The organism is Ectopseudomonas composti (genome assembly GCF_900115475.1).
GTDB lineage: Bacteria > Pseudomonadota > Gammaproteobacteria > Pseudomonadales > Pseudomonadaceae > Aquipseudomonas > Aquipseudomonas composti.
In genome coordinates this window covers 16,645-42,844 of record NZ_FOWP01000011.1, presented here as the reverse complement: position 1 = coordinate 42,844, position 26,200 = coordinate 16,645, and the positions used below count along the sequence as shown (strand labels likewise).

The 26,200-nt window shown below is 63.9% G+C and carries 24 protein-coding genes; 17 read left to right on the top strand and 7 right to left on the bottom strand.

From position 1 onward, the window contains the following. Nucleotides 1-25 precede the first annotated feature (25 nt). Nucleotides 26-1,372 carry an omega-aminotransferase AptA gene (locus BM059_RS18505; protein ID WP_074940866.1) on the bottom strand — a complete coding sequence of 449 codons (1,347 nt, stop codon included), beginning with the start codon at nt 1,370-1,372 and terminating at the stop codon, nt 26-28. 178 nt (nt 1,373-1,550) lie between these two features. On the opposite strand from BM059_RS18505, the gene BM059_RS18500 reads away from it, so the two are divergent. The 10 genes from BM059_RS18500 (at nt 1,551) to BM059_RS18455 (ending at nt 12,156) form a co-directional block, all read left to right on the top strand. Beyond that, nucleotides 1,551-2,468: a LysR family transcriptional regulator gene (locus BM059_RS18500; protein WP_074940864.1), complete on the top strand. Its 918-nt coding sequence runs from the start codon at nt 1,551-1,553 to the stop codon at nt 2,466-2,468. Between the two features lie 260 nt (nt 2,469-2,728). Further along, nucleotides 2,729-4,726: a methyl-accepting chemotaxis protein gene (locus tag BM059_RS18495; protein ID WP_074940862.1), complete on the top strand. Its 1,998-nt coding sequence runs from the start codon at nt 2,729-2,731 to the stop codon at nt 4,724-4,726. A 151-nt stretch (nt 4,727-4,877) separates the two neighbouring features. Next, complete coding sequence (locus tag BM059_RS18490; protein WP_036999074.1) at nt 4,878-5,540, top strand: TetR/AcrR family transcriptional regulator; 663 nt, start codon at nt 4,878-4,880, stop codon at nt 5,538-5,540. Further along, nucleotides 5,540-6,124, top strand: coding sequence for an IMPACT family protein (locus tag BM059_RS18485; protein WP_074940860.1), 585 nt, complete (start codon nt 5,540-5,542; stop codon nt 6,122-6,124). The genes BM059_RS18490 and BM059_RS18485 overlap by 1 nt, the downstream gene beginning before the upstream one ends. Further along, nucleotides 6,121-6,690, top strand: coding sequence for a DUF922 domain-containing protein (locus BM059_RS18480; RefSeq protein WP_074940858.1), 570 nt, complete (start codon nt 6,121-6,123; stop codon nt 6,688-6,690). The genes BM059_RS18485 and BM059_RS18480 overlap by 4 nt, the downstream gene beginning before the upstream one ends. A gap of 168 nt (nt 6,691-6,858) precedes the next feature. Continuing rightward, a complete protein-coding gene (locus BM059_RS18475) occupies nt 6,859-7,545 on the top strand; it encodes an SDR family oxidoreductase (protein ID WP_036999081.1) in 687 nt (228 codons plus the stop codon). Between the two features lie 200 nt (nt 7,546-7,745). Beyond that, nucleotides 7,746-8,306 carry an MFS transporter permease gene (locus BM059_RS18470; protein WP_074940856.1) on the top strand — a complete coding sequence of 187 codons (561 nt, stop codon included), beginning with the start codon at nt 7,746-7,748 and terminating at the stop codon, nt 8,304-8,306. Nucleotides 8,307-8,556: 250 nt separating this feature from the next. After that, complete coding sequence (locus tag BM059_RS18465; protein ID WP_074940854.1) at nt 8,557-10,104, top strand: ABC transporter ATP-binding protein; 1,548 nt, start codon at nt 8,557-8,559, stop codon at nt 10,102-10,104. 11 nt (nt 10,105-10,115) lie between these two features. After that, a complete protein-coding gene (locus BM059_RS18460; protein WP_074940852.1) occupies nt 10,116-11,213 on the top strand; it encodes an ABC transporter permease in 1,098 nt (365 codons plus the stop codon). A 16-nt stretch (nt 11,214-11,229) separates the two neighbouring features. After that, nucleotides 11,230-12,156, top strand: coding sequence for an ABC transporter permease (locus tag BM059_RS18455; RefSeq protein ID WP_074940850.1), 927 nt, complete (start codon nt 11,230-11,232; stop codon nt 12,154-12,156). Here the strand turns inward: BM059_RS18455 and BM059_RS18450 are convergent. Next, a complete protein-coding gene (locus BM059_RS18450) occupies nt 12,098-12,562 on the bottom strand; it encodes a hypothetical protein (RefSeq protein WP_074940848.1) in 465 nt (154 codons plus the stop codon). The genes BM059_RS18455 and BM059_RS18450 overlap by 59 nt on opposite strands. Nucleotides 12,563-12,644: 82 nt before the next feature. On the opposite strand from BM059_RS18450, the gene BM059_RS18445 reads away from it, so the two are divergent. From BM059_RS18445 to BM059_RS18425, 5 genes are all read left to right on the top strand, one after another. Continuing rightward, nucleotides 12,645-12,995, top strand: a complete 351-nt coding sequence (locus tag BM059_RS18445) for a MerR family DNA-binding transcriptional regulator (RefSeq protein ID WP_036999090.1) — start codon at nt 12,645-12,647, stop codon at nt 12,993-12,995. A 126-nt stretch (nt 12,996-13,121) separates the two neighbouring features. Continuing rightward, nucleotides 13,122-14,477 (top strand): 8-oxoguanine deaminase, encoded by a 1,356-nt coding sequence (locus BM059_RS18440; RefSeq protein ID WP_074940846.1) that lies wholly within the window; start codon nt 13,122-13,124, stop codon nt 14,475-14,477. Between the two features lie 276 nt (nt 14,478-14,753). Beyond that, nucleotides 14,754-15,836: a BMP family ABC transporter substrate-binding protein gene (locus BM059_RS18435; protein ID WP_036999093.1), complete on the top strand. Its 1,083-nt coding sequence runs from the start codon at nt 14,754-14,756 to the stop codon at nt 15,834-15,836. Nucleotides 15,837-16,013: 177 nt separating this feature from the next. Beyond that, nucleotides 16,014-16,979 (top strand): 2-oxoglutarate and iron-dependent oxygenase domain-containing protein, encoded by a 966-nt coding sequence (locus tag BM059_RS18430; RefSeq protein WP_074940844.1) that lies wholly within the window; start codon nt 16,014-16,016, stop codon nt 16,977-16,979. A 199-nt stretch (nt 16,980-17,178) separates the two neighbouring features. Further along, nucleotides 17,179-18,126 carry an adenosine deaminase gene (locus tag BM059_RS18425; RefSeq protein WP_074940842.1) on the top strand — a complete coding sequence of 316 codons (948 nt, stop codon included), beginning with the start codon at nt 17,179-17,181 and terminating at the stop codon, nt 18,124-18,126. A gap of 75 nt (nt 18,127-18,201) precedes the next feature. On the opposite strand, the gene BM059_RS18420 is transcribed toward BM059_RS18425, so the two are convergent. Beyond that, on the bottom strand, nt 18,202-18,738 hold the full coding sequence (locus tag BM059_RS18420; RefSeq protein ID WP_074940840.1) for a cytochrome b/b6 domain-containing protein: 537 nt from the start codon (nt 18,736-18,738) through the stop codon (nt 18,202-18,204). Next, a complete protein-coding gene (locus BM059_RS18415) occupies nt 18,738-19,004 on the bottom strand; it encodes a PepSY domain-containing protein (RefSeq protein ID WP_074940838.1) in 267 nt (88 codons plus the stop codon). Before BM059_RS18415 ends, BM059_RS18420 begins: the two co-directional genes overlap by 1 nt. A 195-nt stretch (nt 19,005-19,199) precedes the next feature. Between BM059_RS18415 and leuC the strand changes: the two genes are divergently transcribed. Beyond that, entirely contained in the window at nt 19,200-20,609 is a 1,410-nt protein-coding gene (gene leuC, locus BM059_RS18410; RefSeq protein WP_074940836.1) for a 3-isopropylmalate dehydratase large subunit, read from the top strand. Nucleotides 20,610-20,623: 14 nt separating this feature from the next. Continuing rightward, the gene (gene leuD, locus BM059_RS18405) at nt 20,624-21,232 is read left to right on the top strand and encodes a 3-isopropylmalate dehydratase small subunit (protein ID WP_074940834.1); all 609 of its coding nucleotides are present in this window, start codon (nt 20,624-20,626) and stop codon (nt 21,230-21,232) included. Nucleotides 21,233-22,086: 854 nt separating this feature from the next. On the opposite strand, the gene BM059_RS18400 is transcribed toward leuD, so the two are convergent. From BM059_RS18400 to BM059_RS18390, 3 genes are all read right to left on the bottom strand, one after another. After that, a complete protein-coding gene (locus tag BM059_RS18400; RefSeq protein WP_074940831.1) occupies nt 22,087-22,965 on the bottom strand; it encodes an alpha/beta fold hydrolase in 879 nt (292 codons plus the stop codon). Between the two features lie 87 nt (nt 22,966-23,052). Continuing rightward, on the bottom strand, nt 23,053-23,982 hold the full coding sequence (locus BM059_RS18395) for a LysR substrate-binding domain-containing protein (RefSeq protein WP_051563871.1): 930 nt from the start codon (nt 23,980-23,982) through the stop codon (nt 23,053-23,055). Between the two features lie 88 nt (nt 23,983-24,070). After that, the gene (locus BM059_RS18390) at nt 24,071-26,161 is read right to left on the bottom strand and encodes a TonB-dependent copper receptor (RefSeq protein WP_074940829.1); all 2,091 of its coding nucleotides are present in this window, start codon (nt 26,159-26,161) and stop codon (nt 24,071-24,073) included. Nucleotides 26,162-26,200 lie beyond the last annotated feature (39 nt).

The window sequence follows — 26,200 nt, the reverse complement described above, 5'->3', positions numbered from 1 at the left end:
ACGGCTAAAGCCCCTCCCACAGGAATCAGTCGAGCTTGTTCAGCACGTCACCGACGGCGTTGAACACGCGGTCGAGGTCTTCGATCTTGGCGTTGAAGGTTGGGCCGAACTGCAGGGTATCGCCACCGAAGCGCACGTAGAAACCGGCTTTCCACAGGGCCATGCCGGCCTCGAAGGGACGGATCACCGCGTCGCCGTCACGCGGGGCGATCTGCAGGGCGCCGGCCAGGCCGCAGTTGCGGATGTCGACGATGTGCTTGGTGCCCTTCAGGCCATGCAGCGCAGCCTCGAACTTCGGCGCCAGCTCGGCGGATTGCTGGATCAGGTTCTCGCGTTTGAGCAATTCCAGCGTCGCCAAGCCGGCGGCGCAGGCCACCGGGTGCGCCGAGTAGGTGTAGCCGTGGGTGAACTCGATCATGTGCTCCGGCGACGGTTGCTGCATGAAGGTGTTGTAGATCTCGCTGCTGGCGATCACCGCGCCCAGCGGAATGGCACCGTTGGTGATTTGCTTGGCGACGTTCATCAGGTCCGGAGTAACGCCGAAGAACTCCGCGCCACTCCACTTGCCCATGCGGCCGAAGCCGGTGATCACTTCGTCGAAGATCAGCAGGATGTTGTGCTGCGTGCAGATCTCACGCAGGCGCTGCAGGTAGCCCACCGGCGGCACGATGGCACCGGCCGAACCGGACATCGGCTCGACGATCACCGCGGCGATGTTGGATGCGTCGTGCAGCTCGATCAGCTTGAGCAGTTCGTTAGCCAGCTCCACGCCACCGGTCTCGGCCATGCCCTTGGTGAAGGCCATGCCCGGTTGCAGGGTGTGCGGCAGGTGGTCGGCGTCCATCAGTTGGCCGTACATCTTGCGGTTGCCGCCGATACCACCCAGTGCGGTGCCAGCGATGTTGACGCCGTGGTAGCCACGGGCACGACCGATGAAACGGGTCTTCGACGCCTGGCCTTTCAGGCGCCAGTAGGCCTTGGCCATCTTCACTGCGGTGTCGGCGCACTCGGAGCCGGAGCCGGTGAAGAACACGTGGTTGAGCTCGCCCGGCATCAGGTCGGCGACCTGCTCGGCCAGTTTGAACGACAGCGGATGGCCGTACTGGAAGCCCGGCGAGTAATCGAGGGTGCCAAGCTGTTTGGCCACGGCATCCTGAATTTCCTTGCGTGAGTGACCGGCGCCGCAGGTCCACAGACCGGACAGGCTGTCATAGATCTTGCGGCCCTGATCGTCGGTCAGCCAGTTGCCTTCGGCGCCGACGATCAGACGCGGGTCGCGCTGGAAGTTGCGGTTGGCGGAGAACGGCATCCAGTGCGCATCCAGCTTGAGCTGGCTGGCCAGGGACGGGGTTGCGGTCTGCGGCATGTTCATCGGAGGAGCCTCGCACTCGACGGTGTCGTGGGAGGGGCTTTAGCCGCGAAGATCGACAGCAATCGCGGCTGAAGCCGCTCCTACAAGGGAATTGAATCAGTTGCCAGCAAAGGTGCCACGGGCATAGAGTCAGTAAAACAGTACTCTTCTTATCTTCAGTTCAAGGCCTACTAAACAAATGAGCAGCCGCCGCCCCGATCCGCTGGCCCAGGTCAGCGACTTTGAAATCCGCCTGCTCAAGCTGTTTCGCAGCGTGGTGGAATGCGGCGGCTTTTCCGCGGCGGAAAGTGCGCTGGGCATCGGCCGCTCGGCCATCAGCCAACAGATGAGCGATCTCGAACAGCGCCTTGGCCTGCGCCTGTGCCAACGCGGCCGCGCCGGTTTCGCCCTGACCGAGGAAGGCCGCGAGGTGTACCAGAGCACCCTGCAACTGTTGGCGGCGCTGGAGAGCTTTCGCACCGAGGTCAACGGCCTGCACCAGCACCTGCGTGGCGAGCTGAACATCGGCCTGACCGACAACCTGGTGACCATCCCGCACATGCGCATCACCAACGCCCTGGCACGCCTCAAGGTGCAGGGGCCGGACGTGCGTATCAATATCCGTATGACGCCGCCCTCGGAGGTGGAACAGGGCGTGCTCGATGGCCGCCTGCACATCGGCGTGGTGCCGCAGGTCGGCGCCCTCTCCGGCCTCGAATACCAGGCGCTGTACGACGAGCGCTCGCTGCTCTACTGCGCAGTCGGCCACCCGCTGTTCTACGTCGATGACCAGCAACTCGAGGACGAACGGCTCAACGCACAGGAGGCCATCGCCCCGACCTTCCGCGTGCCGCCCGAGGTGCAGAGCCATTACCAGGCGCTGAACTGCACGGCCAGCGCCTCGGATCGCGAAGGCATGGCCTTTCTCATCCTCACCGGGCGCTACATCGGCTACCTGCCCGACCACTATGCCCAGGCCTGGGTGCAGCAGGGTCGCCTGCGGGCGCTCAAGGCCAGCAGTCGCTACTACGACATCAACCTGGCGGCGGTCACGCGCAAGGGTCGCCGCGCGCACTTGGTGCTGGAGAGTTTTCTCGACGCCCTGGCCGAAGCCTGATTCGCGCACCAGCGCAGTGCATCAAGCACCAGAGCCGGGCACTCCACTCGACACGCCGCCCTATCAGGCTTACAGACGTTGCGCAGCGCGCCCGATCCGGATCCCAGCAACATCTAGCTATTGATGTCAGCTTCACGTCGCCATATAAATGACGGCAAGTTTCTTGCTGGCAAAACGCCAGAGAGGCTCGCACCTCCGTCATTCTCCGCTGCCTTGGCCGTACGCTTGGCTGTCGTTATTCCTGGTTTTCGAGGCTCATGATGTTCTTCTTCAAACCGGTTCTGGCGTTGATGAACCGCGCGCGTTACGCCCACAAATTCCTGCTGATCTTCGCCGTGTTCATGCTCCCCTACTGTTGGCTATCGGTGAGCAAGCTGCTCGACGTCAACGCCACGCTGGAGCAATCGCAGCATGAGTTGCAGGCCCTGCAGAGCATCGAGCAGTACCTGCCGGTGTATCGCCAGGCACTGGAGCAGGCCGGCATGCACGTGATCGGCTATGCGCGCAACAAGGACGACGCCAAGCAGGAAATCGAACGCCGTAGCCAGGCCTTCGTCGCGGCCATTAGCGCACTCAATGCCAGCCTCGATGCCGGTCAATTCGCCGATATGAAACTCGCCGAAAGCGACCCTGGCTTCAGCCTGGACAAGAAGCTGTCGGTGCAGGGCCTCAGCTCGCAGATGATCGAGCACGTCAGCTCGGTGCATGACCTGAGCGCCAACATGCGCGAGATCGCCGCCATGTCCAAGCTCAGTCAGGACAGCAATCCGCGCATTTACCGCAACGTCGATCTGCTACTCAACCAGCTGCTGCCGCTGTATGAAGTGCTGACCCAGACCCGCACCTACGCCGGCTACATGACCGCCTACGGCTTTCTCGAATCCTCGTCGCGCCCTGCCATCACCAACCAGCTCAGCACCCTGCAGCGCTACGCCGGCGGCATTGAGGCCAAGGGTAATGCCGAAGCGCAGCAACTGATGACCGGCGCCGCCCGTGATGCCGCCGCGCTGTACAAACGCGAGATCGTCGATACCTATACGCAGAGCGGTTACTTCGACCAGAACGCAGTAGAACAATGGCTGCAACGTTATGAGTCCTACGCACCACAGGCCGCCGAACTGGACAAAGCCAGCAACCTGCTGCTGCAAGAGACCGCTACCCTGCTGCAGGCACGCGCCGACGCCAACCTGCGCGAACTGATGCTGTGGGCCGGCACCCTGCTGGTGGTGATTACCCTGCTGGTGTACCTGTTCGTCGGCTTCTACCTGTCGGTGCGCGGCGCCATTCGCGACCTGACCAATGCCACCCAACGCATGGCCGAAGGCGACCTGCGCCAGAGCGTGAAGACCGCCGCGCGTGACGAGCTGGGCGACCTGGCCAAGGACTTCAACGAGATGCAGACGCGCATGAGCGAGCTGATCGCCCAGGTCGCGCGCTTCTCCGAAACCACTCTGGGCAAGGCGCAGAGCGTCAGCGACAGCGCCTCCACCAGCCAGCGCAGTGTCGAGCGCCAGGCCAACGAACTGGAGTTGATCGCTACCTCGATGAGCCAGCTGGTCAGCAACGTCCAGGAGGTCAGCCAGAACTCTCATGTGACTGCCGACAAAGCCAACACAGCCGGCGAGAAGTGCCGCGAAGGCCGCGTGCAGGTCGATCACGCCGTGTCGCGCATCAACCAGCTGTTCACCGAGATGGACGACTCCATCGGTGCCATCACCTCGGTGGAGAAGGAAAGCGAGGAAATCGCCAAGGCCGTCGACCTGATCAAGAGCGTCGCCGAGCAGACCAACCTGCTCGCGCTCAACGCCGCCATCGAGGCCGCGCGTGCTGGCGAACAGGGTCGTGGTTTCGCCGTGGTGGCCGATGAAGTGCGCAGCCTAGCGATCCGTTCCCACGAGCTGACTGGTGAGATCGACCAGACCATCGGTCGCCTGCGCCAGCAGGTCGGCAGCGCGGTGAAGACCATTCGTGGCAGCCACCAGAGCGCGGCGCAGAGCGTCGAGCAGATCACCCTGACGGCGAGCATCTTCGAAGAAATCACCGGCAGCATGGATCAGATCATCGACCACAACATCCAGATCGCCTCGGCTGCTGAGCAGCAGGCGGCGGTGGTACAAGGCGTCGAGCAGAACACCCTGGAGATCAAGCACCTCAGCGACAGCAACGCCCATGAAGCGCAGAGCACGGTGAACGTCAGCGACGAGCTGACCGGCATGACCCGCGACCTGCACGGACTGATCGCCAACTTCAAGGTATGACCCGCGTGGCCGTGAGCGAGCCCCGCTCACGGCCGGCCTGGAGTGACGTAGCCGACGCAAACGGGCTTTTTCACGCCGTAATGCTTGTCACCCAGGCGGCACTGGGGTATCTGTGCAATCGCTGTGCTCCCAGATCAGTTCGGAATCGCCCATGACCTTCGAAGTCCCCGCCCACAGCGCCCACGGCAAACCCGCCGGGCGCATCCGCCAGAAGAATGAAGAAGCCATCATCAAGGCTGCCGAGGAAGAGTTCGCCCGGCACGGCTTCAAGGGCACCAGCATGAACACCATCGCGCAGAACGTCGGCCTGCCCAAGGCCAACCTGCACTACTACTTCAACAACAAGCTGGGCCTGTATCTGGCGGTACTGAGCAACATCCTCGAACTCTGGGACAGCACCTTCAACAACCTGACGGTCGAGGACGACCCGGCCGAGGCGCTGGAGCGCTACATCCGCGCCAAGATGGAATTCTCCCGGCGCCAGCCGAAGGCCTCGCGCATCTTCGCCATGGAAGTGATCAGCGGCGGCGACTGCCTGTCGCAGTACTTCAACCAGAACTACCTGGACTGGTTCCGCGGTCGCGCCGCAGTGTTCGAAGGCTGGATCGCCGCCGGCAAGATGGACCCGGTCGAGCCGATCCACCTGATCTTCCTGCTGTGGAGCAGCACCCAGCATTACGCCGACTTCGCCTCGCAGATCTGCCGCGTGAAACAGAGCTCGCGCCTGACCAAGCAGGACTTCGAGGAAGCCGCCGACCAACTGGTGCAGATCATCCTCAAGGGCTGTGGCCTGACACCTGCCGCCAAAGCCTGATGGCGTTCACCCTGCTCGGCCCTTGCGAATACCGCGAGGACATTCGCAAGAGCCGCTTCATCGCCCTCGCCGCGCCGATTGCCAGCGCGGCCGACGCGCAAGCCTTCATCGACAACCACAGCGACCTGGCCGCCTCGCATAACTGCTGGGCGTGGAAGGTCGGCAACCAGTACCGCTTCAACGACGACGGCGAACCGGGCGGCACGGCTGGGCGGCCGATCCTCGCCGCCATCGAAGGGCAAGACTGCGATCAGGTGGTGGTACTGGTGATTCGCTGGTATGGCGGCATTCAGCTCGGCACCGGCGGCCTGGCTCGCGCCTACGGCGGCAGCGCAGCCAAATGCCTGCAGGCAGGCGAGCGGCGCGAACTGGTGCTGCGCCAGGCCTTCAGTTGTCACCTGCAGTTCGCCGAGCTGTCGCTGTTCAAGGCGCGCCTGAGCGAATTCGACAGCCTGATCGAAGGTGAAGCCTACGACGCCACCGGCGCATGCCTGCAACTGGCCGTGGTGCCAGCCGAACAGGCGGCGCTGGAGCGTCTGCTGGGCGATATCAGCCGTGGCCGCGAAAGCCTGAGGGCATCATGAAACGGACGACCCTTGCACTCCTGCCGCTGTTGATGTGGCTGGCGCTACCGGCCCACGCCAATGTGCAGGAGCACTTGCAGGAACAGTATTACGACCTGCAGGTGGCTTCCGGCGAATCCCTCAGCCGCGCCCTCGATAAGGCCTCGCCGATTCGCGAGAACGGCCAGATCTATCACGCCTACACACGCTGGAAAGTGCAGTGGAATTTCTGGTGGCGCGAGCAACGCGACGGGCGCTGCCAGATCGACCTCACCCGTACCCAGGTGAACGCCTCCATCACCCTGCCCCGCCTCGGCGGCGGCGACGCCCAGCAGCGCCAGCGATTCGAGCAGTACCAGGGCGCACTGCGCGAGCATGAACTGGGGCATTACCGTATCGGCCAGGCCGCTGCCGCCGAGATCGACGCGGCCCTGCTGGCGACGCCGGAATACCCCAGTTGCGCCGAGCTGCAACAGCAGGCCAACCAGCGCGCCAATGCCATCCTGCAGCGATATGCCGAACAGGAGCGGCAGTACGACCGGCAAACCGGTCACGGCCGCAGCCAGGGCGCCTGGCTGGCGGAATGACGGCTAACGCACAGGGTGTGCAAAGCCGCCGCCCTGCCGCGAATCAGAGGCGGACGCGCTCGACAAATCCCACCCGAGGCCAGCCCGCGTTAGCCAGTGGCTGTACCGGGCTTATCGGATCGACATTCGCTATGCTGATCTTCTTTCTCATCCGCCATGGAGCCTGACATGACTGCCTCCCGATCCATCCTGATCATTGGAGCCTCACGCGGCCTCGGCCTTGGTTTGGCCGGTGAATTCGCCGCCCAGGGCTGGGCCGTGACCGCCACCGTGCGCAGCGCCGCACAACAAGCGCCATTGCAGGCACTGCCTGGCGTACGCGTTGAGCAGTTGGAGATGACTGACCCGGACAGCCTCGAACAATTGGCCAACCGCCTGAGCGGCCAGCAGTTCGACGTTATCTTCGTCAACGCCGGGGTGGCCGGCCCTTCACACCACAGCACCGCGCAGGCCAGCGCCGAGGAAATGGGCCAACTGTTCTTGACCAACGCCGTCGCCCCGCTACGCGTGGCCGAACGTCTGCTGCCGCACCTGGCCGCCGAGCACGGGCTGATCGTGTTCATGAGTTCTATCCTCGGCAGCATCGAGGCCGGCGCTGGCCTGGGCATGCCGCTGTACGGCGCCAGCAAGGCTGCTCTCAACCACCTCGTGCAGTGCTTCGTACGCACTCAGGACAACCCAAAACTCGGCGTAGTACTGATGCATCCGGGCTGGGTACGCACCGACATGGGCGGCGCCGACGCTCCGCTGGATATCGACAGCAGCTGCAAGGGCATGGTCGAACAAGTCAGCTCCGCCGTCGGCCAACCCGGCCTGCGCTATCTGGACTTCGAGGGCAACCCGCTGCCCTGGTAAGCGTCGCTGGAGTTCGGCCCGCCACCTGCGCAACAAGCACGATTACTCCCACGCGCCGGCGTGGGGGCGATTTGCCTGAGTGAGCGAGCCATTTCGCGCCATAACACACGCCATAAACATCCTGACATTCGTATACTCTGCCGCGCTCTGAACACTCGCAGGATGCGAGCCTCCCACAACAGCTATCCGGGACGAGGTCAATGGACAACCTGTATCAGCCCCCCAAAGCCGAGCTGCTCGACGAACAATCCCACACCCGCAACGCCTTCTTCGTCACCTCACTGAAGAAGTTCTACCTGCTGTACTTCACCACCTTCAGCCTGTACTCCCTCTATTGGTTCTACAAACAGTGGGACAGCCAGCGCAGCGCGATGCTGCCGAAAAAGATCTGGCCGGCAGCGCGCTCGATTTTTCAGATATTTTTCACCCATTCGTTATGCAGGCTGATCAAAGAGCACAAGCTGCGTCTGGGTCAGGCGGCCTGGAGTTACTCGGGCACTGCCTGGGCGTACGTGTTACTGACCATCGTCACCAACCGCCTGTCGCGGATCGATGGCCCAGGCGGCGGTCTTGAATGGCTAATGCTGTTCGCCATCATCATGGCGCCAGCCCTGCCCCTGGCGCTGATCCAGCAACAGGCCAACCAGGCAAGTGACGATGACGATGGGCAGAGCAACGCCTCTATCAGCGGTATCAACCTGCTGTGCATGGCCCCCGGGGCCTTGCTATGGCTGTTCCTGATGGGCGCATTCTTCGTCTGAGAACCCCAGCGCGTCCGGGTATCGAACGAGCGGACACTTCAGGCATGGCGCCTCTTTTCCCGGATTGCATCGTCGCCACCCTCAGTTCGCTCGAATGCGGTGCGCACGGCGCACCCTACGGGTTGGGTCGCACCAATCCTGCGCATGAACCAGGACTAGCGGCAGACGCAAACGCCCGCCGCCAGCTTTTCTGACCTCCTGGCCAAGTTTTTGCTTTAGCCCCGCTCAGTTATCTCCATGAGCGCTTTCCATGTCTGCCTCACCCGACTCCCCACGCTTGCAGCTGACCGCCATCAGCAAGCAATACCCCGGCTGCCTGGCCAACGACCGTATCGACCTGGCCATCGCCCCCGGCGAGATCCGTGCCCTGTTGGGCGAGAATGGTGCCGGCAAGAGCACGCTGATGAAGATCATCTACGGCGTGACTCAACCCAGCAGCGGCGAAATTCGCTGGCAAGGCCAGGCATTGAAGATGCGCGACCCGGCCATGGCGCGCCGTCTGGGCATCGGCATGGTGTTTCAGCATTTCTCGCTGTTCGAGACGCTGAGCGTGGCCGAGAACATCGCCCTGGCCATGGGCGCGGAGGCCGGTACGCCGAAGCAGTTGGAGCCGAAGATCCGCGAGGTGTCGCAGCGCTATGGCATGGCGCTGGAGCCGACGCGCCTGGTACACAGCCTGTCCATCGGCGAACGCCAGCGAGTGGAGATCGTGCGCTGCCTGATGCAGGACATCAAACTGCTAATCCTCGACGAACCTACCTCGGTACTCACCCCGCAGGAAGCCGACGAGCTGTTCGTCACCCTGCGCCGCCTGGCCGCCGAGGGCTGCAGCATCCTCTTCATCAGCCATAAGCTCGGCGAGGTACGGGCGCTGTGCCAGAGCGCCACGGTACTGCGCGGCGGGCGGGTGTCCGGCCATTGCGTACCGGGCGAGTGCTCGGATCTGGAGTTGGCGCGGCTGATGGTCGGCGACGCCGAGGGACTGGAAAGCAGTTATCCGAAAGTCAGCGGCGGCCTGCCACGCCTGCGCGTCGATGACCTCAGTTGGCACAACCCCGACCCGTTCGGTTGTTCGCTGGAACGCATTCGCCTGGAGGTGCGCAGCGGCGAGATCGTCGGCATCGCCGGGGTGGCCGGCAATGGCCAGGACGAACTGCTCGCCCTGCTCAGCGGCGAAACCCGCCTGCCCCGTGGCGAACGCGAGCGAGTCAGCCTGGATGCTGCGCCGGTAGCCAACCTCCACCCGGATGCGCGGCGCGGGCTGGGCCTGGCTTTCGTGCCCGCCGAGCGCCTCGGCCATGGCGCGGTGCCGGAGATGAGCCTGGTGGACAACGCCCTGCTCACTGCCTTCGGCCAGGGCCTGGTCAAGGGCGGGCTGGTGCAGCGCGGCAAGGTGCGTGCGCTGGCCGAGCAGATCATCCAGCGCTTCGCGGTGAAGACGCCGGATGCCGACACGGCGGCGCGCAGCCTGTCCGGCGGCAATCTGCAGAAATTCATCCTGGGGCGGGAAATCCTGCAAAACCCGAAACTGCTGGTTGCCGCACACCCGACCTGGGGCGTGGACGTCGGTGCCGCTGCGGCCATCCACCGCGCACTGATCGCCCTGCGCGATGCCGGCGCGGCGATCCTGGTGATCTCCGAAGACCTCGACGAGCTGTTCCAGATCAGCGACCGCATCGGCGCACTGTGCAGCGGGCGGCTGTCGCCGCTGGCCGAGACGGCTCAGGTGTCCACCGTGGAAGTCGGCCGCTGGATGGCCGGTGAGTTCGATCAACCCGCCGCTGCTGCGGCCTGCTGACGGAGCCCGTCATGCTGTTATCCCTGGAACCGCGTGGCCAAGAGTCGCGCCCCATGCTCTGGCTGTCGCCGCTGCTGGCCGCCGTACTGACCTTGGTGAGCGGCGTACTGCTGTTCACCCTGCTCGGCCATGACCCGCTGGAGACCCTGCACACCCTGCTGATCGCCCCGGTCAGCGACTGGTACGGCGTGTCCGAACTGCTGGTCAAGGCGCTGCCAATCCTGCTGTGCGCCCTCGGCCTGGCGGTCGCCTACCAGGCGCGCATCTGGAACATCGGTGCTGAAGGCCAACTGCTGATCGGCGCCCTGGCCGGCAGCGCCACGGCCCTGCAACTGATCGACTGGGACAGCCGCTGGGCGCTGGCCTGGGTAGTGCTGGCCGGCACCTGCGCCGGCGCGGCCTGGGCCGGGCTTACCGCCTGGCTGCGCACACAGTTCAACGCCAACGAAATCCTCACCAGCATCATGCTCAACTACATCGCGTTGAACCTGCTGCTGTTCTTCGTGCATGGCCCGCTGAAAGACCCGGCAGGCTTCAACTTCCCCGAGTCGGCCATGTTCGGCGATGCCAGCCGCCTGCCGCTGGTCAGCGAGGACGGGCGCCTGCACGGCGGCCTGTACCTGGCGCTGCTGGCCCTGGTGGCGGTGTGGGTGCTGCTGCACAAGAGCTTTCTTGGTTTCCAGATCAAGGTACTGGGTCTGGACAAGCGCGCCGCCGGTTTCGTCGGCTTTCGCGAGAAGCGCCTGGTGTGGTTCGCCCTGCTGGTCAGCGGCGCCCTGGCCGGCATGGCGGGTGTCGGCGAAGTGGCCGGGCCGATTGGTCAACTGGTGCCACAGGTCTCGCCCGGCTACGGCTACGCGGCGATCACCGTGGCCTTTCTCGGGCGGCTCAATCCGCTCGGTATTCTATTTGCCAGCCTGCTGATGGCGCTGCTGTACCTGGGTGGCGAGAACGCGCAGATGAACCTGAATCTGCCGCAGGCGATCACCCAACTGTTCCAAGGGATGATGCTGTTCTACCTGCTGGCCTGTGACGTGTTGATCCTCTACCGGCCACGGCTGAAGTGGAAATGGACACGCCGCGAAACGCTTGCCGAAGCTACCACCTGAACGCCAAGGAAACCCCATGGATCTCGATCTGTTGACCAATATTTTCTACGCCATGGTGCGCACCGGCACGCCGCTGCTATTGGTGGCCCTGGGCGAGCTGGTGTGCGAGAAGAGCGGCGTGCTCAACCTCGGCCAGGAAGGCATGATGCTGTTCGGCGCGGTGATCGGTTTTATCGTCGCCTTCAGCACCGGCAGCCTGTGGCTCGGCGTATTGCTGGCCATCGTCGCCGGCATGCTGCTGTCACTGCTGTTCGCTGCCGTGGCGCTGGGTTTCAACGCCAACCAGGTGGCCACCGGCCTGGCCCTGACCATCTTCGGCGTCAGCCTGTCCACCTTCGTCGGCGCCGCCTGGGTCGGCAAACCGCTGTCAGGTTTCGAGCCGATCGTCATTCCGCTACTGTCCGATATTCCGCTGATCGGGCGCATGCTGTTCGCCCAGGACGTGCTGATCTACCTGTCCTTCGCGCTTTTTGCGCTGGTGGCCTGGGTGCTGCTGAAAAGCCGCATCGGCCTGATCATCCAGGCCGTTGGCGAAAACCCGGACGCCGCCAGCGCCATAGGCCTGCCGGTACTGCGCGTGCGCACCCTTGCGGTGCTGTTCGGCGGCGCCATGGCTGGTTTGGCGGGCGGCTATCTGTCGCTGGCCTACACGCCGATGTGGGCGGAGAACATGACCGCCGGGCGTGGCTGGATCGCCCTGGCGCTGGTGGTGTTCGCCAGTTGGCGCGTATTCCGTGTGCTGCTCGGCGCCTATCTGTTCGGCCTGGCCAGCATCCTCCACCTGGTGGCGCAGGGCATCGGCCTGTCGATCCCGTCGAACCTGCTGGCCATGCTGCCGTATGTGGCCACCATCGTGGTGCTGGTCCTGCTCTCGCGTGATGCGATCAAAACCCGCCTGTATGCGCCGGTATCGCTGGGCCAGCCATGGCAGCCGGGGCATTGAGAGCGAAGGACGACGCCCTCACCGGCCACAACTGCGCCACGCCCCAGGCCAGTTCGAAGACCAGGAAGATCGCGATTAGCGGCGTCGCGCCCTGCATCAATGCGTACACCTGCCAGGTGGAGAACAGCAGGCGACCGGCCGCATCATAGCGGCCGAATACCGCTTGCGGGTCACGGATACGCAGCACCGACCAGACGCAGACGATCGAGCCCATCAGGTTGGCCAGCAGCATATGCATCGGCTCGAAAGGCGGCAGCATGCCGGGTAGGCCAAGGCCGTGATGTAGGTTTTGCAGCAGGCCGTGCAACGCCATGAAACTCCAGGGCGTGACGAAGGCGGCGGTCACCAGCAGGTCGTACCAGCCGCTGGCCCGCACCAGGCGGCGGTAGTGCTCGGGGGTCCACATGGGTGTTGCTCCAATCATCGAAGGAGCACCCAGGCTAAGGCCTGGAGTATGCTCCAAGGTCAACACCCTACCGAGCGAAAAGATGCGAATCGGAGAACTGGCCGAGGCCTGCGACGTGAGCCGCGACACCCTGCGTTTCTACGAGCAACGTGGGCTGATCGCCGCGCGGCGCAATGCCAATGGCTATCGCGACTACCCTGCCGAGATGGTGCAGCTGGTCATCTACATCAAGACTGCGCAGCGCCTGGGTTTCAGCCTCGGCGAAATCGGTCAGCATGTCGGCGGCCTGTGGCAAGCCAGCGACCCGGATCAGGCCGTGACTCAACTGCTACAGGACAAGCTGGCGCTGATCGAGAGTCGCATCGACGAGTTGCAGCAATTGCGCAGCGACCTGCTGCAGCGCCTGGCAACGACCTGCCCGCTGCGTGCCTGACACGGATTGCATGCTGACCAGAAAGTCAGCTATCTTCCGCGCACGTCGATTCCGACGCACCTGGATCAGCAGACAGGGTCAACACTGAGCTGGCTTACCTGACATCAACCTCAGAGGAGCCTGCTCATGGCAGCTACCCGTATCTGGATCAAGAACCCCCTCGCCATATTCACCGCCAACGACCTGGACGCTTCCGGTGGTCTGGTGATCGAGGATGGCCGCATCGCTGAAGTGCTCGGCGCTGGTCAGCAACCTGCCACTCCCTGCCAGCAGGTGTTCGATGCCCGCGAGCACGTGATGCTGCCGGGGCTGATCAACACTCATCATCACTTCTACCAGACCCTCACCCGCGCCTGGGCGCCGGTGGTCAACCAGCCGCTGTTCCCCTGGCTGAAAACGCTCTACCCGGTCTGGGCACGCCTCACCCCGGAGAAACTGGCGCTGGCCAGCAAGGTGGCGCTGGCCGAACTGTTGCTGTCCGGCTGCAGCACGGCCGCCGATCACCATTACCTGTTCCCCGGCGGCCTGGAGAATGCCATCGATGTGCAGGTCGAAGCAGTCCGCGAACTGGGCATGCGCGCCATGCTCACCCGCGGTTCGATGAGCCTGGGCGAAGCCGACGGTGGCCTGCCGCCGCAGCAGACGGTGCAGCAGGGTGAGGTGATCCTGGCGGACAGCCAGCGTCTGATCGGCCAGTACCACCAGCGCGGCGATGGCGCGCAGATCCAGATTGCCCTGGCGCCCTGCTCGCCCTTCTCGGTGACTCAGGACATCATGCGCCAGAGCGCCGAACTGGCCGAGGAACTGGACGTGCGCCTGCACACTCACCTGGCCGAAACCCTCGACGAGGAAGACTTCTGCCTACAGCGCTTCGGCCTGCGCACCGTGGATTACCTGGACAGCGTCGGCTGGCTCGGCCCGCGTACCTGGTTGGCCCATGGCATCCATTTCAACCCTGACGAGATCACCCGCCTGGGCGCTGCCGGCACTGGCATCTGCCATTGCCCCAGCTCCAACATGCGCCTGGCCTCGGGCATCTGCCCCAGTGTCGAGCTGGAAGCCGCCGGTGCGCCGCTGGGCCTGGGCGTCGACGGTTCGGCCTCCAACGATGCCTCGAACATGATCCTCGAGGCGCGCCAGGCGCTCTACATCCAGCGCCTGCGCTACGGCGCCGAGCAGATCACCCCGCAGCGCGTGCTCGGCTGGGCCAGCAAGGGCTCGGCGAAACTGCTGGGGCGCAGCGATATCGGCGAGTTGGCAGTGGGCAAGCAGGCCGACCTGGCGCTGTTCAAGCTCGATGAGCTGCGTTTCTCCGGCAGCCACGATCCACTTTCCGCGCTGCTGCTGTGCGGTGCCGACCGCGCCGACCGGATGATGATCGGCGGCACCTGGCGCGTCATCGATGGGCAGATCGAAGGGTTGGACGTGGCGCAGCTGATCGCCGATCACCGTCAGGCGGCGCGTGAGCTGATCAACGGCTGAGGACGATCCGCAGGGTGAGCCGTGCGCGCTGGTGAACCAAGGTGCGCACGGCGCACCCTACGAGCAGATCAGCGATTAATCGACCGAACAATCATTCTTTACGCACCACAACACGGCACGTCACAACACCACGCACCAATCCAGCTCCAGCATCGAGTAAGGCCAGCAGCCAGAACGGCAGCAATACCGCTATCTGTCTTGTTGGTCAGCTTTTTGCAGTCATGGGATCAGCCAACCAACGGCCATCCCAATACCAAGACTGGAGCTGCACCCACCATGTTCGAGAAGAGCAAGAAACCGCTGCTGCGCACCCTCGTCGCCGCCCTGGGCTTTGGCGCCATGCTCAGCGCCTCCGCCGCCGATCCGCTGAAGGTCGGCTTCGTTTACATCGGCCCCATCGGCGACCACGGCTGGACCTACCAGCACGAACAAGGCCGGCAGATGCTGATCAAGGAAATGGGCGACAAGGTCACCACCAGCTTCGTCGAGAACGTGCCGGAAGGCGCCGACGCCGAGCGGGTGATTCGCAACATGGCCAAGGGTGGTTTCGACCTGATCTTCACCACCTCCTTCGGCTACATGAACCCGACCATCAAGGTGGCCAAACAATTCCCCAAGGTGACCTTCGAGCACGCCACCGGCTACAAGCAGGACAAGAACGTTGGCACCTACCTGTCGCGCTCCTATGAAGGCCGCTACGTCGGCGGCTTCCTCGCGGCGAAGATGACCAAGACCAAGAAGGTCGGTTACATCGCCTCCTTCCCGATCCCCGAGGTGATCCGCGATATCAATGCCATCCAGCTGGCGCTGGACAAGTACAACCCCGGCACCGAGATCAAGGTGGTGTGGGTCAACACCTGGTTCGATCCGGGCAAGGAGTCCGACGCCGCCAACGCACTGATCGACCAGGGCGTGGACGTGATGTTCCAGCACACCGACAGCCCGGCGCCGATCCAGACTGCCGAGCGTCGCGGCATCTACTCCGTCGGCTACGCCTCGGACATGGCCCACTTCGGACCGAAGGCCGTGCTCACCTCCATCGTCAACGACTGGGGCCCGCACTACATCAAGTCCACCCAGGCGGTGATCGACGGCACCTGGCAGCCGCAGGATTTCTGGGGCGGTCTGGCCGAAGACACCATCGAACTGCCGATCAGCGACCTGGTGCCGGCTGACGTGAAAAGCGAGGCCGAGCAGATCATCGCCGACATTCGCAGCGGCGCGTTCCACCCCTTCACCGGCCCGATCAAGGACCAAAGTGGTGCGGTACGCATCGCCGAGGGCGTGAGTGCGACCAACGCCGAGCTGGCCTCGATGAACTACTACGTGGAAAACGTGAAGGCCGAAATGCCGAAGTAAGCGGCTGACGGGTTGCACGCGCCCTACGGTCTGCAGGACGGGTGCAACCCGCCGCCTGGCACCTACCGATGCCGTCCCTGCCACTGGCAGAACCGCATCAAGGGGACGCTTCAGCAGAAGCATCCTTTTTCGCTGCCCTGGGTACGAGAAGACTCGCAGCAACACCCCGGAGCTTTTATGAACAGCCTACCCATCATCGACATCGCCCCCCTCTACGCCGACGACGCATCGGCCTGGCCCGCCGTGGCCGAGGCCATCGACCGCGCCTGCCGCGACTGGGGCTTCTTCTACATCGTCGGCCACCCCATCAGCGCCGAACGCATCGACGACCTGCTCAGTGCGGCAAAGACCTTCTTCGCCCTGCCCGACGACGACAAACTCAAGATCGACATCACCCAGACTGCCCACCACCGTGGCTACGGCGCCATCGCCACCGAACAGCTCGACCCGAGCAAGCCGAGCGACCTCAAGGAAACCTTCGACATGGGTTTCCACATGCCCGCCGATCACCCCGAGGTGCTGGCCGGCAAACCACTGCGCGGGCCTAATCGTCACCCGGAGATGCCTGGTTGGGCCGCGCTGATGGAGCAGCACTACGCCGATATGCAGGCGCTGGCCAAGACCCTGCTACGCGCCATGGCCATGGCGCTGGACATCGAGCACGACTTCTTCGACGCGCGCTTCCATGAGCCGATCAGCGTGCTGCGCATGATCCACTATCCGCCACGCCACACCGCCAGCAGCGCCGACCAGCAAGGTGCCGGCGCACACACCGATTACGGCTGTATCACCCTGCTCTACCAGGACGATGCCGGTGGCCTGCAGGTGCGCGCGCGCGATGGCCAGTGGATCGACGCGCCGCCGATTGCCAGCAGCTTCGTGGTCAACATCGGCGACATGATGGCGCGCTGGAGCAACGACCGTTACACCTCGACGCCGCACCGGGTGATCAGCCCGCTAGGGGTGGATCGCTACTCCATGCCGTTCTTCGCCGAGCCGCATCCCGACACGCTGATCGACTGCCTACCGAACTGCTCCAGCGCGGACGACCCGGCCAAGTATTCGCCAGTGACCAGCGCCCAGTACCTGCTATCGCGCTTCGCCGATACCTATGCCTATCGGCGCGAGGAAGCGCAGGGCTGATGATGGCTCCCACGCTCCGGCGTGGGAGACCCGCCTGGGACGCTCTGCGTTCCTCAGACGCGGAGCGTCTGCAAGTGCATTCCCACGCAGAGCGAGGGAACGATCAGTCCACTCTACGCAGCTGGCTCGCCAGCGCAGCACGATCCTGTCCCAACGGTTAAACTTTGCCGCACCCAAAGCCTGACAACGAGAACCGACCATGCCCGAATGGCTCAACGCCCTGCCCAAGGCCGAACTGCACCTGCACCTTGAGGGCTCGCTGGAGCCCGAGTTGCTGTTCGCCCTGGCCGAACGCAACCAGATCGCCCTGCCCTGGGCTGACGTCGAGACCCTGCGCGCAGCCTACGCCTTCAACAACCTGCAGGAATTCCTCGACCTGTATTACGCCGGCGCCAACGTGCTGCGCACCGAGCAGGATTTCTACGACCTGACCTGGGCCTACCTGCAACGCTGCAAGGCGCAGAACGTCATCCACGTCGAACCGTTCTTCGACCCGCAGACCCACACCGACCGCGGCATTCCCTTCGAGGTAGTACTGCGCGGCATTCAGCAGGCGCTGCTCGACGGTGAGCAGCAACTGGGTATCAGCCACGGCCTGATCCTCAGTTTCCTGCGTCACCTGCCCGAAGAAGAAGCCTTCAAGACCCTGGAGCAGGCCATGCCGTTCCGTGACGCCTTCATCGGCGTCGGCCTCGACAGCTCGGAGAAAGGCTTCCCGCCGCGCCTGTTCGAGCGGGTGTTCGCCAAGGCGCGCAGCGAAGGCCTGCACGCGGTGGCGCATGCCGGCGAGGAAGGTCCGCCCGAATACATCTGGGAGGCGCTGGACCTGCTCAAGATCAAGCGCATCGACCATGGCGTGCGCGCCATCGAAGACGAGCGGCTGATGCAGCGCATCATCGACGAGCAGATCCCGCTGACCGTCTGCCCGCTGTCCAACATCAAGCTGTGCGTGTTCGAGCACATGGGTCAGCACAACATCCTCGAGATGCTCGAACGCGGCGTGAAAGTGACGGTGAACTCGGACGACCCGGCCTACTTCGGTGGCTACGTCGGCGAGAACTTCGCCGCCCTGCACCAGCACCTGGGCATGACCGAAGCACAGGCCAAGCGCCTGGCGCAGAACAGCCTGGACGCGCGCCTGGTCTGAGCAAGAGCGTCGCGGCTCAAGCCCCTCCCACGGAGCCCATGAGTTGTGGGAGGGGCTTCAGCCGCGACTGTAGTATCAGTGTTCCGAGAGCTTGCGCCGCTTGCCGGTCACCATCGACAGCGGCAGGTTCTCGCGCAGCCGATAGCTCTCGAACAAGGCGGCGGCGATATGCAGACCGACCAGCGCCATCAGGCCGTTGGCACAGAATTCGTGGATTTCCAGCGGCAGATCGGCGCCCCAGAAATAATCGACCTCCTCCATCAGAAAGCCGGTCACGCCGAGGCCGAGCATCAACGCCATCATCAGGATCATCACCAGCGCGCCCAGCGGCGAATGCCCCAAGCGGTGATACGGCTGCCCGGAAATCAACGCACGCAGGTGCTCGCGCAAACGCGCCCGGCTCGGCCAGAAATCCGCCCAGCGCGCCGCCGGCGTACCGACGAAACCCCACACCAGACGGACTGCCAGCCAGGCCACCGCGTAGTAGCCGAACCAGCGATGCCAGTCCTCGCCCTCTTCGGTGAAGAAGTAGTTAGCCAGGAAAGCGCCGGCCAGGGACCAGTGGAACAGGCGCACCACTGGGTCCCACAGGCGCACGGTCGGAGTGCTCATCAGCTTTCCACGTTGCTCTTGACGGCGTTACCGCTGACCGGGTCGAAGTAGATCTCGACCTTCTTGCCATCCTTGTTGTGACCGTAGATTTCGTAGCAGTTGCCACCAGTGACCTTGAACTTCTTGATCTCGTAGCCCTGGCCCTTGAGGTCGGCCTGGAACTTGTCCTGATCCTGCCACTGCGACTTGTCGGCGGTGGTGCATTGAGTGGCGGCGAAAGTCAGCGGGCTGACCAGAACCAGAGACAGCAGAAGCAGTTTGCGCATGATGTAGTCCTCTTCGGTGCAGGGGAAAGTGTGCCTGCGGGGCCTACTCTGGCGCCTGAACCTTAAGGCTGTATTAGCGTGCACTGGGCGGTGCACACGATTCGTGGATGAAGGCTTTACGGCGAGGCGGTTGATGACGGACGCCCCTCGGCCAATGCTTGGCTCGCCCCCTCCGCCATTACACGAGCCGTGACCATGAGCCAGCCGAAAACCTTGTACGACAAACACATCGACTCTCACACCGTCTGCACGCTGGATGATGCTGGGCATGTGCTGCTGTACATCGACCGCCAGGTGCTCAACGAGTACACCAGCCCTCAGGCCTTCAGCGGGCTGCGTGAATCGGCTCGGCCTGTATGGCGTCCGAGCGCGCACCTCGCCGTGGTCGATCACGTCAACCCGACCACGGCCAAACGCACTGCCGAAATCGCCGACACCGGTGGCGCACGCCAGGTCGCCTATCTGGCGGAGAACTGCCACGACTTCAGCATCGAACTGTTCGACCTGCTCGACCGCCGGCAAGGCATCGAACATGTGGTGGCTCCCGAGCAGGGCTTCATCCTGCCGGGCATGGTGGTCGCAGCAGGCGATAGTCACACCACCACTTACGGCGCCCTCGGGGCGTTTGGCTTCGGTATCGGCACCTCGGAGATCGAGCATCTGCTGGCTTCGCAGACCCTGGTCTACAAACGGCTGAAAACCATGCGCGTCAGCGTCGACGGTGAGCTGCAAGCGGGTGTGGTCTCCAAGGACATCATCATGGCGCTGATCGCGCAGATCGGCGCCTCTGGCGCCACTGGCTACGCGGTCGAATTCTGTGGTTCAGCCATCTCTGCGCTGAGCGTCGAAGCACGCATGACGGTGTGCAACATGGCCGTCGAAGCCGGTGCGCGCGGCGCCTTCATGGCGCCGGACCAGAAGGTTTTCGACTACCTGGCGAACAGACCGGTGGCCCCCAAGGGCGAGCAATGGCAACAGGCGCTGAACCGCTGGCGCCAGTTGCAGAGCGACCCCGGCGCGCGCTTTGATCGTGAAGTCCGCATCGATGCAGCGCTGTTGCAACCGATGGTCACCTGGGGCACCAGCCCGGACCAGGCACTGAGCATCGACGGCCACATACCGGCACCGAGCGAGCAGGCAGACCCCATCCTGCGTCAGGACATGCAGCGCGCCCTCGACTACATGGGGCTGGAGGCTGGACGAGCGCTACAGGGTATCCGTATCGACCACGCCTTCATTGGCTCCTGCACCAACGCGCGCATCGAGGATCTACGTCAGGTCGCCGAGGTGATCGGCAACCGCAAGGTCGCCAGCCATGTGCGCGCGATGATCGTGCCCGGCTCCACTGCCGTGCGCGAGCAGGCCGAAGCCGAAGGTCTGGCCAGGCAGTTCATCGAAGCCGGTTTCGAGTGGCGTCAGTCAGGCTGCTCCATGTGCCTGGCCATGAACGACGACGTGCTACCACCAGGCGCACGCTGTGCATCCAGCACCAACCGCAACTTCGAGGGACGCCAGGGTGCCGGCGCCCGCACCCACCTGATGAGCCCAGCCATGGTCGCAGCCGCTGCGATTGCCGGGCACCTGACCGATATCCGCTCACTCTGACCTGCGAGGCTCGTATGCACCCCTTCACTCTCGTCAGCGGCAAGGCCGCTGCACTGCCAGCGGCCAATATCGACACCGACGTGATCATGCCCAAGCAGTTCCTCAAGGGCATCGACCGCAACGGGCTGGATCGTGGCCTGTTCTTCGACCTGCGTTTTCTTGCAGATGGCAGTCCCAACCCCGCATTCATCCTCAATCATCCGCAGTGGCAAGGCGCCTGCTTCCTGGTCGTGGGGCCGAACTTCGGCTGCGGTTCCAGCCGGGAACATGCCGTATGGGGGCTCAGGCAACTGGGCATCCGCGCACTGATCGGCAGTAGCTTCGCCGGCATCTTCTACGACAATTGCCAACGCAACGGCGTCTTGACCATCAGCCTGCCAGTGCCGCAGGTGAACGAACTGAGCCTGTGGGTCAGCCAGGCCGAGCACAACCAGCTCGATATCGACCTGGCCAGTCAGAGCATTGGCCTCAGCGATGGCCGAACCATCGGCTTCGACATCGACCCGCTGCGCAAGCAGGCTTTGCTGCAGGGCCTGGATGCCATCGGCAGCACCTTGCAACGTGCCGAGCAGATTCGTCAGTTCGAACGCGGTCATCTGCAGGAAAACCCCTGGCTGGCCTGATCGCGGGGAGGATGCGCCTGACACCGGACTGGCAAGTTTGTGTGCGGATTGTTCCCGGGCTTGGCACGATCCATTACCGCGTCTGCTGAACGTTTGGGTTGCGCCCCTTACGGGCGCCACACCTTGATTCGCTGCGCTCACCCTTCGGGCCAGCCTCCGGCTGTTACTTCGCTTCGCTGCGTTTCTTTGCTTGCCCAAGAAAGGTGTGCCAAAGAAGGGCACCCCGACATCCGGGTTTCGCTACGCGAAACTTCCCTCACTCCGGTGCTGCTCCGGGGGCCGTCTTACATGGGCCATCCTTGGCCCATTAAGCGGGGCCGCCATCGGTATCTCGCCGCATCCATGCGGCTCGCTCCCCTACGCAACACCTCCACTCGGCCTCCTGAAGGGGACCGGGTCGCGAGCTTGCGTAATCTTCGAAAAATTGAAATTAGCGGCGTCTGTGCTTTGCCTTTGCTCTTCAACTGCGATGGTACAGACGACGCCCAAGTCCCCTTCAGGAGGCCGAGTGGAATCACCATGGAAGGGGTTGAGCGACATGGATGTAGCGAGAGCTGCGATGGGCCAGGGATGGCCCTTCGCAGCGTGCCCCTGGATTGGTGATGGAGCGAGGGAACCCCGGCGAAGCCGGGGCCGGATGGTGGGGTGCCCTTCTCTTTGGTTACTTTCTCTTGGGCAAGCAAGAGAAAGTAACTCGCCCGTGAGGGGCGAAACCAAGACGAAAGATCGACACGCCAATGATCTTGGCCCGGAGATAAATAGCGCTGCACACAAACTTGCCAGTCCAGTGCCAACCCGCACTTTCCCCAAACTGTGCGAAAACCCCTACGGCACTTACGCCGCAGGGGCTTCGTTCAGGCGTAGAGAAAACCCAGCACTTCTTCGAGCAGCGCTTGCGGCACTTCTTCGGCAATGTAGTGCCCGCAGGGCAGCGCCTTGCCACGCACGTCCACTGCCACACGGCGCCACTCCTGCAACGGGTCGAAGCAGCGCCCAACGGTACCCTCCGCACCCCACAACACCAGTAACGGAACGCTCAGCTTGCGCTCGGCCTGCACATCGGCGCGATCATGCTCCAGGTCGATGCCGGCGCTGGCGCGGTAGTCCTCACACAAGCCATGGGCAGTTCCCGGCAGGCTCAGGCAACGCAGATACTCGGCCAACGCTTCCTCGGTGAAGGGCTTCATCCCGGCGCTACGCGCGCCCATCACGCTACGCAGATACAACTCCGGGTTGGCCTCGATCAGGGTTTCCGGCAGCGGCGCCGGGCGGATCAGGAAGAACCAGTGCCAGTAGGCACGGGCGAACTCCTCGCTGGTCTGCTCGTACATGGCCAGTGTCGGTGCGATATCCAGCGCGATCAGATGCTTCACCGCTTCGGGATGATCCTGCGCCAGGCGATGGGCGACGCGTGCGCCGCGGTCATGTGCCAGCACATCGAAGCGAGAGAAGCCGAGCGCCGTCATCAGCTCCAGCATGTCCAGCGCCATTTGCCGCTTGCTGTAAGCCTCGTGCCGTTCACCACCTGCCGGCTTTGCGCTGTCGCCATAACCACGCAAATCTGCCGCCACCACCGTGAAGTGCTTGGCCAGAGGTTCGGCGACCTTGTGCCACATCGCATGGGTCTGCGGGTGACCATGCAGCAGCAACAGCGCCTGACCGCTGCCGCCCTTGCGATAGTGAATGCGTGTGCCATTGACCTGGCACTGGCCTGTCTCGAAGGACGCGAACATGAGGAGAGTCTCCTTTCTTGTAATGGGGAGCCTACATGCTAGGCCGCGCGGCACAGCCCACTAAGGCGCAAAGCGTGGCGGCGCCCTTCATGAATCGTGGCCAAATACCGGTTGCGCAGCCATGTATTGCTCGAGAAACTCCACGCAGGCACGCAACCTGGCCGAATGCGCCAGCCGGGTCGGGTATACGGCCCAGACATTGGCGCTCTGGCGATACTCCGGCAGCACCTGTACTAGCGCACCACTGCTCAGCAGCGGCTGCACTTCCCATTGCGAGCGCAGCATGATGCCGCGATCAGCCAGCGCCCAGGCCAGCACCACTTCACCACTGTTGGAGGACAGAGGCCCGTCGACTCGCACCGCATGCGCCTGCCCCTGCCGCTCCAGGTGCCAGATGCCGAACGGGTAATCGCGCTCCTTGATCACCAGACAATCGTGGGAGCGCAGATCCTCCAGCTCCTGCGGGCAACCGTGACGCTGCAGGTAGGCCGGGGAGGCGCACAACACGCGGTTGTTATCCGCCAGCCGCCTGCCGATGCACTGCCCTGGTAAGTCGTCACCGACGAGAATCTCCAGATCGATCCCTTCGGCAACGATATCCACCACCCGGTCGAACAGTTCGAGACGAACGTTAAGCTCCGGGTAAAGCTCGATCATCTGCGCCAGTGCCGGCGCCAGATGAGTACGACCGAAGCCCAGGCTACTGCTGATGCGCAACAGACCTCGCGGCGTCTGCCGGGCTACGGACAGCTCATCGAACAGCTCGTCCACATCGGCGAGAATGCGCAGCGCCCAACGCTGGGTTCGCTCGCCATCCTCGGTCAATGCAACGCGCCGGGTGGTGCGATGCAGCAGGCGCGTAGCCAGGGTCGCTTCGAGAACCTGAATGCGCTTGCTGACGTAAGCGGGAGACAAGCCAAGCTCCTCGGCGGCTGCCGCGAAGCTCTTCTTGCGAATCACGGTGAGGAAGACCCGTAAGTCCTCCGGCAAAGGGAAGGTGTCGCGTGCGCCACTCATGAACCGCATCCAAGGCAGGACAAAGTGGCAGGATACGGCGGCCAGGCGATGAGGGTAACCCCGCCCAGCCGCGCAAACCCTCAGGTTCTCAGAAGTCGAAATCGACCTTGGCCCAGAGGGTACGGCCCGGCTCGTCGATGCGGGTCTCGGCCGGGAAGCCGAAGCCCGCGTCGCCGGCCAGGTTGAGGTGCTCGGCGTAGTTCTTGTCGAGCAGGTTATCCACACCGGCGCTGAGCTTGACCTGCTTGCTCACGCGGTAGGCGCCATTGAGCGAGAGCACGCCGAAGCCGGCGCTGTCAGCGAAGTCCTGCCCCACCACATTGCCGCGCCCTTCGGCGGTGCGGCCCTGACCGTCGACCACACGCCACAGGGCGCCGACGCTCCAGTCGTCGCGCTGGTAGGTCAGCCCCAGGCGCGCTTCCAGCGGCGGCATCTGCGGCAGTGCTTCACCATCCGAGCTGTTCTTGCCCCAGGCGTAGGCCAGGGTCGCGTCGGCCTTCCAGTTGGAATCGAAGGCATAGGCCACGCCCAGCTCGCCGCCCATGATGCGCGCATCGACGTTGTCGGCCTGCGTGCTCATGCCACGGTAGTCGAACAGGATGTAGTCGCGAATCTGACCGACATAGGCCGAGGCCCAGGCCTGCAGCTTGTCGTTCTGGTACTGGATGCCGATATCGAGCTGAGTGGTCTTCTCCGGCTTGATGCCATCGAAGGCGTTATCCGCGCCAGCCGGGCCATTGAGGCCGGCGGAGAACAGCTCCCAGTAGTCTGGGAAGCGCTGCACGTGGCCGAGACCGGCGTAGACAGTGGTCGGCGAGCCGGACAGGTCATGCTCGTAACGCACGAAACCGCTGGGCAGGGTATCGGCACGGGTCTCGCCCGCCGTCGGGTTGGGCGTCGACATACCCATCATGTCGCTGAGGTTGTGCCGGTAATCCTTGGCCAAGGCGCGATCCAGGCGTGCACCGGAGATCAGCCGATCACGCTCGGCCAGGCTCCAGGTGGCTTCGGCGAACACACCGTAGTTGTGCATCAGCGCGTCCTTGTCCCAGGGGAAGCGGTCGGCGTCGACGTAGGGCATGCCCATCATGCCGCCGCTGGAGCTGCGTTGGCGGTGTTCGCTACGCTGCGCATCGACGCCGGTGATCAGCTCGACATCGTCCCACTTCCAGGTCGCGGCCAGGCGCGCACCGAGGGTACGACGGTCGACCTGCGCCGCCATCGGCCCAGCCATCATGCTGGTCGGATCAGGCATGCGCAGACGGAAGTTGTCCATCACGTGGTCGGCGTAGTTGTAGTAGACCTTGGCCTCGACCTTATCCAGCACGCCACCGAGGTTGCTGCGTTCGATACGCAGGCCGAGGCTTTCGCGCTTGAACTGGGTACCGTCCATACTGCGGCCGCCGTAGCGCGCCTCGCCATCGCCACGGCCGGCGCTGAGTTCGATCAGGGTATCGGCATCCGGCGTCCAGCCTAGGGCCACATCGCCGTTCCATTTGTCCCAGCGCGAGGCGATGGTGTCGCCATCACCATTGTCGTAATCGTCCGACTGCGAGCGGTTGCCCATCACCCGCAGGTAGCCCTGCTCACCGCCGACAGCGCCGTCGATCAGGCGGTCGAAGCGACCATTGGAACCCGCCAGCACGCTGGCATGCAGGCGCGCGCCCAGCTCGCCGAAACGCTCCGGCTCGCGGTCGAAACGCACCACCCCAGCCGAAGCACCCGGCCCCCAGATCACGGTTTGCGGCCCCTTGGTGACGGTCAGCAGATCGAAGGTTTCCGGCGCGATGTAGGAGCTGGGCGCGTCCATCCGCCCGGGGCAGGCGCCGATCATCTGCCCGCCATCGGTGAGCAGCAGCAGGCGCGAGCCGAACAACCCGCGCAGCACCGGATCACTGTTGCTGCCGCCACTGCGAATCGCGGAGAAACCGGGAATGGTCTTCAGATAATCCGCCGCATCACTGGCCGGCACCGGCTGGCGTGGGTCCTTGGGGTCGGCCACCACGGTCAGCGGCGAGCTTTGCTGAATTGCCGTGATCACCGTGGGCGGCAGTTCGTGTACATGCTCCTCGGCGGCCTGCAACGCAGGCATGGAGCACAGGCCACAGGCGACGGCCAGGGCGGACAGGGGAAAACGAGAGCGCACAGAAGCAGCGCCCGAAACGAAGGAAGCGGACATGCGGATACCTGCAAAGTCGATTTGCGAAGAGGCTTGGTA

Excerpts from the sequence above, each read along its gene's own strand:
- BM059_RS18505 (WP_074940866.1), bottom strand. The coding sequence starts at position 1,372 with ATGAACATGCCGCAGACCGCAACCCCGTCCCTGGCCAGCCAGCTCAAG.
- BM059_RS18500 (WP_074940864.1), top strand. The coding sequence starts at position 1,551 with ATGAGCAGCCGCCGCCCCGATCCGCTGGCCCAGGTCAGCGACTTTGAA.
- BM059_RS18495 (WP_074940862.1), top strand. The coding sequence starts at position 2,729 with ATGTTCTTCTTCAAACCGGTTCTGGCGTTGATGAACCGCGCGCGTTAC.
- BM059_RS18490 (WP_036999074.1), top strand. The coding sequence starts at position 4,878 with ATGACCTTCGAAGTCCCCGCCCACAGCGCCCACGGCAAACCCGCCGGG.
- BM059_RS18485 (WP_074940860.1), top strand. The coding sequence starts at position 5,540 with ATGGCGTTCACCCTGCTCGGCCCTTGCGAATACCGCGAGGACATTCGC.
- BM059_RS18480 (WP_074940858.1), top strand. The coding sequence starts at position 6,121 with ATGAAACGGACGACCCTTGCACTCCTGCCGCTGTTGATGTGGCTGGCG.
- BM059_RS18475 (WP_036999081.1), top strand. The coding sequence starts at position 6,859 with ATGACTGCCTCCCGATCCATCCTGATCATTGGAGCCTCACGCGGCCTC.
- BM059_RS18470 (WP_074940856.1), top strand. The coding sequence starts at position 7,746 with ATGGACAACCTGTATCAGCCCCCCAAAGCCGAGCTGCTCGACGAACAA.
- BM059_RS18465 (WP_074940854.1), top strand. The coding sequence starts at position 8,557 with ATGTCTGCCTCACCCGACTCCCCACGCTTGCAGCTGACCGCCATCAGC.
- BM059_RS18460 (WP_074940852.1), top strand. The coding sequence starts at position 10,116 with ATGCTGTTATCCCTGGAACCGCGTGGCCAAGAGTCGCGCCCCATGCTC.
- BM059_RS18455 (WP_074940850.1), top strand. The coding sequence starts at position 11,230 with ATGGATCTCGATCTGTTGACCAATATTTTCTACGCCATGGTGCGCACC.
- BM059_RS18450 (WP_074940848.1), bottom strand. The coding sequence starts at position 12,562 with ATGTGGACCCCCGAGCACTACCGCCGCCTGGTGCGGGCCAGCGGCTGG.
- BM059_RS18445 (WP_036999090.1), top strand. The coding sequence starts at position 12,645 with ATGCGAATCGGAGAACTGGCCGAGGCCTGCGACGTGAGCCGCGACACC.
- BM059_RS18440 (WP_074940846.1), top strand. The coding sequence starts at position 13,122 with ATGGCAGCTACCCGTATCTGGATCAAGAACCCCCTCGCCATATTCACC.
- BM059_RS18435 (WP_036999093.1), top strand. The coding sequence starts at position 14,754 with ATGTTCGAGAAGAGCAAGAAACCGCTGCTGCGCACCCTCGTCGCCGCC.
- BM059_RS18430 (WP_074940844.1), top strand. The coding sequence starts at position 16,014 with ATGAACAGCCTACCCATCATCGACATCGCCCCCCTCTACGCCGACGAC.
- BM059_RS18425 (WP_074940842.1), top strand. The coding sequence starts at position 17,179 with ATGCCCGAATGGCTCAACGCCCTGCCCAAGGCCGAACTGCACCTGCAC.
- BM059_RS18420 (WP_074940840.1), bottom strand. The coding sequence starts at position 18,738 with ATGAGCACTCCGACCGTGCGCCTGTGGGACCCAGTGGTGCGCCTGTTC.
- BM059_RS18415 (WP_074940838.1), bottom strand. The coding sequence starts at position 19,004 with ATGCGCAAACTGCTTCTGCTGTCTCTGGTTCTGGTCAGCCCGCTGACT.
- leuC (WP_074940836.1), top strand. The coding sequence starts at position 19,200 with ATGAGCCAGCCGAAAACCTTGTACGACAAACACATCGACTCTCACACC.
- leuD (WP_074940834.1), top strand. The coding sequence starts at position 20,624 with ATGCACCCCTTCACTCTCGTCAGCGGCAAGGCCGCTGCACTGCCAGCG.
- BM059_RS18400 (WP_074940831.1), bottom strand. The coding sequence starts at position 22,965 with ATGTTCGCGTCCTTCGAGACAGGCCAGTGCCAGGTCAATGGCACACGC.
- BM059_RS18395 (WP_051563871.1), bottom strand. The coding sequence starts at position 23,982 with ATGAGTGGCGCACGCGACACCTTCCCTTTGCCGGAGGACTTACGGGTC.
- BM059_RS18390 (WP_074940829.1), bottom strand. The coding sequence starts at position 26,161 with ATGTCCGCTTCCTTCGTTTCGGGCGCTGCTTCTGTGCGCTCTCGTTTT.